This window comes from Terriglobia bacterium, from assembly GCA_036496425.1.
Classification (GTDB): Bacteria; Acidobacteriota; Terriglobia; order 20CM-2-55-15; family 20CM-2-55-15; genus 20CM-2-55-15.
On the sequence record DASXLG010000399.1, the window covers coordinates 1 to 6,580 of the forward strand.

At 57.7% G+C, this 6,580-nt stretch carries 7 protein-coding genes; 5 read left to right on the forward strand and 2 right to left on the reverse strand.

Going from position 1 to position 6,580, the window contains the following annotated elements; all coding sequences use genetic code 11:
- A partial coding sequence (locus VGK48_29115) for an SDR family oxidoreductase (protein ID HEY2385255.1) occupies positions 1–566 on the forward strand: 566 nt, incomplete at its 5' end.
- Here the strand turns inward: VGK48_29115 and VGK48_29120 are convergent.
- Positions 567–2,108, reverse strand: a complete 1,542-nt coding sequence (locus tag VGK48_29120; GenBank protein ID HEY2385256.1) for a R3H domain-containing nucleic acid-binding protein — start codon at positions 2,106–2,108, stop codon at positions 567–569. It abuts the gene before it with no gap.
- A gap of 42 nt (positions 2,109–2,150) precedes the next feature.
- Between VGK48_29120 and ytxJ the strand changes: the two genes are divergently transcribed.
- The 4 genes from ytxJ to VGK48_29140 are packed head-to-tail and all read left to right on the forward strand — an operon-like array spanning position 2,151 to position 5,973.
- On the forward strand, positions 2,151–2,510 hold the full coding sequence (gene ytxJ / locus VGK48_29125; protein HEY2385257.1) for a bacillithiol system redox-active protein YtxJ: 360 nt from the start codon (positions 2,151–2,153) through the stop codon (positions 2,508–2,510).
- Positions 2,482–4,455: a thioredoxin domain-containing protein gene (locus VGK48_29130; protein HEY2385258.1), complete on the forward strand. Its 1,974-nt coding sequence runs from the start codon at positions 2,482–2,484 to the stop codon at positions 4,453–4,455. Before ytxJ ends, VGK48_29130 begins: the two co-directional genes overlap by 29 nt.
- Positions 4,456–4,467: 12 nt before the next feature.
- Positions 4,468–4,956, forward strand: a complete 489-nt coding sequence (locus tag VGK48_29135; protein HEY2385259.1) for a hypothetical protein — start codon at positions 4,468–4,470, stop codon at positions 4,954–4,956.
- 30 nt (positions 4,957–4,986) lie between these two features.
- A complete protein-coding gene (locus VGK48_29140) occupies positions 4,987–5,973 on the forward strand; it encodes a tetratricopeptide repeat protein (protein ID HEY2385260.1) in 987 nt (328 codons plus the stop codon).
- A gap of 85 nt (positions 5,974–6,058) precedes the next feature.
- Here VGK48_29140 and VGK48_29145 read toward each other — a convergent pair.
- The coding region (locus tag VGK48_29145) for an SDR family oxidoreductase (protein ID HEY2385261.1) at positions 6,059–6,580 on the reverse strand (522 nt) is incomplete at its 5' end.

Here is a 6,580-nt window from a genome sequence, read left to right on the forward strand (position 1 = left end):
AAACGGCCGGATTCGTCGAACGCGTAATCAAGGATTTCGGAGGCGTCGATGTTCTCATAAACGCTGCAGGCATCATTGCGAATGGCACGATCGAAAACACGACGCTTGCCGACTATGACCTGATGATGAACATCAACGTCCGGTCCATATTCCATCTGACGCAGCTTGCGTTGCCTTCGATCGTCGAACGCAAGGGAAACATTGTGAACGTTTCCAGCGTTACCGGTTTGCGCGCCTTCCCTGGCGTTCTCGCCTATTGCGTCAGTAAAGCTGCAATCGATCAGCTGACACGATGCGCAGCGCTGGAACTGGCGCCGAAGGGTGTTCGCGTAAATGCCGTCAATCCCGGCGTCGTGCGCACCAATCTGCACCGCAGCGCCGGCATGAACGACGACGCCTATGCCGCCTTTGTCGAGCGCAGCAAGACAACCCATCCTATCGGCCGGGTCGGTGAAGCCGAGGAAATTGCGGATCTGATTTTATTTCTGGCTTCATCAAAGGCGGGCTGGATCACCGGCGTGACGTATTCCATCGACGGAGGCCGTGCTCAAACCTGCGCACGATAGTTATCCTCGTGTCGGCAGCACGATAACTCTCCGCCACGGCACTTCGCCGTGGCTCTCGGATCCGAGTCCATGTTGCTCGATGAGCTGGTGTTGCAGGCGCCGGATGTGGGCGGATTGGGGCGCCAGCTCGATGGGTTTGCCGAACGACATGACTTTGTCCACCGCTTCGGTCACTTCGCTCAGAGCGGAATCTTCTTCCTGCTTTTGATCCTGTAATCCGAACGCGCCCATCAGGAACGCCTTCATCTGGCTGACGGTGTTGCTGCGGATGATCGCAACCTCCAGCCCATGCTCTTCGAGATCCTTTACAGTTCGTGGCTGGCGTTTTTCATGAGCTTTCAAGGTCAGGACGAGGTCGGCATCCTTCGGTGTCTTCGCGATTGTCGCCGACACCTGGAGATCATTGATCGCTCGCATCAGCCGGTCTTTGCTGACGCCATACGGATAAATCCGAATCGTCTTGCGCCCATCGGAAGCGGGCTCTACAGGTTCCCGCTCCTTCCGGCGGCGCCGCGGTTCTTCGACGACCACGGAGGCTGTGGCTTCTTCGACGACTTCGTAACCGACGTCCTTGCGCATGCGAACTTCGGGGCGCGTCGACTTGCCGCGCAGGAAGGTATCCACGACCGAAGCGGTATCGTGATAAACGGCAAATTCATCGCGATTACGAATTTCGACCAGCGTGTCGAATGTCGGCGGCGCTTTTCTTTCGAGCACGGTTTTCTGTGTGCCTCTGCGCCTCGCCTCCTCGTCGCTGAGAGTCACCGCGTGAATTCCTCCGAGCAGGTCCGAAAGCGTGGGATTCATCAACAGATTATCGAGGGTGCGCCCGTGCGCCGTCGCGATCAACTGGACGCCTCGCTCGGCGATCGTTCGGGCCGCCTGAGCCTCGGCTTCAGTGCCGATCTCGTCGATGAGGATGACTTCAGGCATGTGATTCTCAACCGCCTCGATCATGACGGCATGCTGCAGGTCGGGCCGCGGCACCTGCATTCTGCGGCTGGCGCCGATACCGGGATGAGCGATGTCACCGTCTCCGCCGATCTCGTTCGAGGTATCGACGATGATCACGCGCTTTAAAAGCTCGGTAGAAAGAACCCGGGCGCCCTCGCGCAACAGAGTCGTTTTACCGACGCCGGGGCGTCCCAGCAGCAGCAGGCTTTTGCCGGATTCGATCACATCACGAAGAATATCGACCGTCCCGAAGACAGCCCTGCCGACGCGGCAAGTCAGGCCGACCACCGTTTCGCGGCGGTTGCGAATGGCCGATATCCGGTGCAATGTGCGCTCGATGCCGGCGCGGTTATCCAGCGTGAATGAGCCGACACGATGGGTGACGTAATCGATGTCTTCGCGGGTAATGGTGGAGTCGCTCAGGTTGATCGCACGGCTGGGAAACCGGCCTTCCGGCTGGCGGCCGAGGTCCATGACAACCTCGATGAGGTTCTTCAGATCGGCCTGACGATGCAGCGCGTCTTTAATATACGGCGGCATCACACGCAGGAGCAGTTCCAGATCGTCAGTGATTTCCTTACTGGGCAATTCACCTCTCCACGACAAGGTAGAATCTGCTACCCTGGACACATGGTAGTGGAATTACGACAGGATCAGGATCTCGAACAGCTCGTAGAACGATCCAAAAGCGATCCCGTTTTCATTTTCAAGCATAGCACGCAGTGTTCGATCAGCGGACACATCTACCAGGACTTCAGCACCTTTGCCGGGGATCATCCGGAGCTGGAATCCGCTATCGTTCTCGTGATCGAAAACCGGAACTTATCCAAGGCCGTCGAGCGGCGTTTTGGAATCCGCCATGAATCTCCGCAAGCGCTCCTCATCAAAGACGGACACGCCGTCTGGCATGCATCCCACTGGTCCATTACGACCGATTCTCTCGATGATGCCCTGAGGTCGTATGCCCAATCGGCTCATCAACGAAACTAGTCCTTACCTGCTGCAGCACGCTCACAATCCGGTGGACTGGTACGCCTGGAATTCCGAGGCCCTGGAACGCGCCGCAAAGGAAGACAAGCTGATTCTCCTGAGTATCGGCTATTCGGCGTGTCACTGGTGCCACGTGATGGAGCACGAGTCGTTCGAGAATCCCGCAACCGCAAAACTCATGAACGACAACTTCATCAGTATTAAAGTCGATCGCGAAGAACGGCCGGACCTCGATCAAATCTATATGACCGCCGTTCAGATGATGTCGGGGAGCGGCGGTTGGCCGATGACGGTATTCCTGCTTCCGTCGGGTGAGCCGATTTTCGGCGGCACCTATTTTCCGCCGGACGATCGCTATGGGCGGCCCGGTTTTCCGCGCCTCCTGCAGACGATCGCGGACGCCTGGCGCACGCGCAAAAGCGAGATTGTTCAAAACGCTCAGGGATTCCGTGAACAACTGGCGAGACAGGCTTTCAAGAGATCCGAAAGTGAAACAATCGACCTGTCGATTCTGGATAACGCATGCCGCGCGCTTGCCAGCCGGTTCGATTCGCGTGAAGGCGGTTTCGGCGGCGCGCCGAAATTTCCGCCGTCCATGAGCATCGATTTTCTGCTGCGCTATCACCATCGGACTCAGGACGACCATGCGCTGCACATGGCCATGCTGACGCTCGACAAAATGGCATATGGCGGCATGTACGATCAGGCCGGCGGCGGTTTCCATCGATATTCGACGGATGATCACTGGCTCGTCCCTCACTTTGAGAAGATGCTCTACGACAATGCGCTCCTCGCCAGGACATATACGGACGCCTACCGCGCCACAGGAAAGCCGCTTTACCGGCGCATCGCTGAAGAAACTCTGGACTTCATTGTCCGCGAGATGCGCGATGCCGGCGGCGCATTCTATTCGACACTCGATGCGGACAGTGAAGGTGTCGAGGGAAAGTATTACGTCTGGGGCTGTGACGAATTCCGCCAGGTCGTGGGACCCGATGCGGATGCCATCGCGGACCACTTCGATGTGACGGGGCCCGGCAACTGGGAGCACACCAATATCCTGCACGTCCGGGAAGAGCCCGATTCCTCACTTGAAGAGAAGATCAAAGCCGCAAAACACAAGCTCTACGCCGCGCGAAATCAACGGATCAGACCAGCACGTGACGAGAAGGTTTTGACCGACTGGAACGGTCTGATGCTTCGCGCGTTCGCGGAAGCGGCGGCGTACCTTGGCCGCGCCGACTACCGTTCGGTTGCGGAATCGAATGCGGATTTTCTTCTGGGCACGATGTGGGATGGAAAACGCCTGCTGCACAGTTTCAAGGACGGCCGCGCTCGTTTTAACGGATACCTTGACGACTATGCCAACCTGGCGGACGGCCTGTTTGCGCTCTTCGAGCTGACGTTCGAAACGAAATGGCTCACTGCCGCCGTTGAGATTGCAGACCGCATGATCGAGCAGTTCGCGGATCCAGACGGCGGTTTTTATTTCACGGGTCATGATCACGAAGCGCTCCTGACCCGCACAAAAGATTTCTTCGACAATGCCACGCCGTCCGGGAATTCCGTGGCAGCCGATGTGCTGACTCGCATGGCACAGATCCTCGAACGGCAGGACTACCGCAAGAAGGCAGAAGATGTTTTCTTAACGGCCGCCGGCCTGTTGCAGCAGTATGCGTCGGGTTTCGGCCGCATGCTCGCGGCGGTCGACTTCTACATCGGCCCGACAAAAGAGATCGCGCTCGTGGGTCCCCCGGACTCATTTCTACAAGCCCTTCGTAGTCAATATCTTCCCAGGGCTGTCGTCGCCGGAGGCGGGGATTCATCGATCGCGATTCTGCGGAATCGGAGCCTGATCGGCGGAAAGCCGACGGCGTATGTATGTGAAAACCGTGCCTGCAAACAGCCGGTAACCGAGGTCGCCGCCTTTAAAGCGCAGCTGTAGTAAGATAGCCGCATGTTGGCCCTCGCTCTATCCCTCTTCCTCGGTTTTTTCCAGACCGCGCAGACGGGAACCGTGGCCGGACTGATAAAGCTCCCAAACCAATCGGCTCCTTCGCAGGCGGCTCACATCATCCTGCTTCCGCCGAAGTACACCGAGATGTGGAACAAACAGGTACAGCAACGGCTCGATAACTACTGGGAGATCTTCAAGCCTGAACTGGCGGTCCACAAGGAACACATCGAGGATATCTATCGCATGGTTCATATGGAAGCCTTCCGGCAGGTGACATCGGCCATGCGGCGGGAGCTCGGCGAGAACGCCTCCAGATACATGAAGGACGCTTCCGCGAACGGCCAGTTCGAATTCCGCGGAGTTCCGTTCGCAACCTACCAGGTTCTTGCGCAAACAACTTCCGCCGGGCAGGACATCGTCTGGTCGCGAACCATAGATGTCGACACCGACGTTCCGGTCTTCGTCGACCTCGGCAAACCCGTCTCTTAAACATGGAAAGCCGCATGCACGGCCCAGTGCATGAAGTCAAAGAAGGCGGCCTTAATATTCTGCTTTCTGCTCTATCTCGCTACCCGCCCTCGCGCGCTTGATGCACACCCGAACCAGGCCCATACCGTGCGAGGTGTGGTGATTACCACAGATGGAACAGTGGTACCGGAGTTCTCAGTGGTCGTCCGCCCCGTTGCAGATAAACCCGAACTGGTCGAGCGTAAGCATTTCAAGAACGGCGAGTTCACTATCGAAGGACTGACGGGCGACAAGTACGAGCTTCAGATCAATTCCCCGTCCTTCATCCCGGCAAGGGTCGATCTGGATCTCAAATCGAAGACTGCATTAATGGACCGCCGGATCATCATCCTCCATACCTTTCGAAATGAGCGCCGCCTGTCGCCCGGAGCAGTACAGAGGGTGTCGCTCCGCAAGCTTCAGGAGAAGATTCCGGAGGCGGCACACGAGGCGTATGGAAAGGGCGTTGAGCTCCACCGCGATGGAAAGCTCGAGGACGCCATGATGGAATACGGAAAAGCGCTGCGCTTTTATCCGAACTATGTCGAAGCCTTGAGCGACCTGGCGACGATCTTCCTGCTCTACAACCGGCCGGAATCCGCACTGACGTTCCTGCGCCGCGCGCAGGACCTGGACGGCACCAATCCTGTCATCAATCTGAATGTTGCGATTGCGCTCTCCGAGCAGGCAGATTACTCCGAAGCCATGAAGCTGCTGAAAAAGGTGATTCGCGATGATCCCGGCACGGCGCTCGCATACTTCTATGAAGGCCGGGTCTATCTGATGCAGAAAAAATACGGAGAAGCGCGGCAAGCCGCATTGAAAGCGGTCGACGTGGATCCTCAACTTCTGGATGCGTGGCTTCTGCTGGTCAATGCCAGCACTGAAGACAAGAAATACGACCAGGCCAGGAGCGCGCTGACGCACGTCCGCCAGGCGATCAACAACGGGAAAGTCGCAGCCTTTATCGACGAGCAGCTGTCAACGCTTGGGAGTTAGATGTTTAGCCGCAGATGACGCAGATGGGGCGCCTCAAAAGTTCTTCTTGCGCCCCATCTGCGTCATCCGCGTCATCTGCGGCTAACTAAACATTTCCGTAGACCGGAATCGCCGCACCGTGAATCAGCTTTGCCTCGTTGCTGCATAAAAACAGGATCACTGGAGCGATCTCTTCCGGCTTGGGCCAGCGGGTGAAGTCTGCGGTGGGCATGGCCTTTCGATTGGGTTCAGTGTCGATGATACTTGGCAGGATCGAATTGACGCGGACACCCGTGCCCTTGAGGTCCGCTGCCAGCGAATCGAGCATCGCAACCGCAGCGGCTTTCGACGCTGCATAGCCCGCGGCACCGCCCGGATGATCGATCGCCGCCTTTGCGGCAATGTTGACGACAGCGCCATGCCCCTGCCGGAGCATCACAGGAATGATCGCGCGGCACAGCCTGTAGCCCGCCATGAGATTGAGCGCCAGCATTCGTTCGAAGGCATTGGGATCTGCTTCCCACAGCTTGATCCCTCCGGCATACCCGCCGACTGTGTTCACGAGCGCATCGAGACCGGTTCGGCGCGCAAGAATATGGTCCAGCATCTGGCGGACGGAATTTTCATC

What these genes read in the sequence shown, in the direction of transcription:
- VGK48_29130 (HEY2385258.1), top strand. Translation starts at nt 2,482, where the DNA reads ATGCCCAATCGGCTCATCAACGAAACTAGTCCTTACCTGCTGCAGCAC.
- VGK48_29135 (HEY2385259.1), top strand. Translation starts at nt 4,468, where the DNA reads ATGTTGGCCCTCGCTCTATCCCTCTTCCTCGGTTTTTTCCAGACCGCG.
- VGK48_29140 (HEY2385260.1), top strand. Translation starts at nt 4,987, where the DNA reads ATGAAGTCAAAGAAGGCGGCCTTAATATTCTGCTTTCTGCTCTATCTC.
- ytxJ (HEY2385257.1), top strand. Translation starts at nt 2,151, where the DNA reads ATGGTAGTGGAATTACGACAGGATCAGGATCTCGAACAGCTCGTAGAA.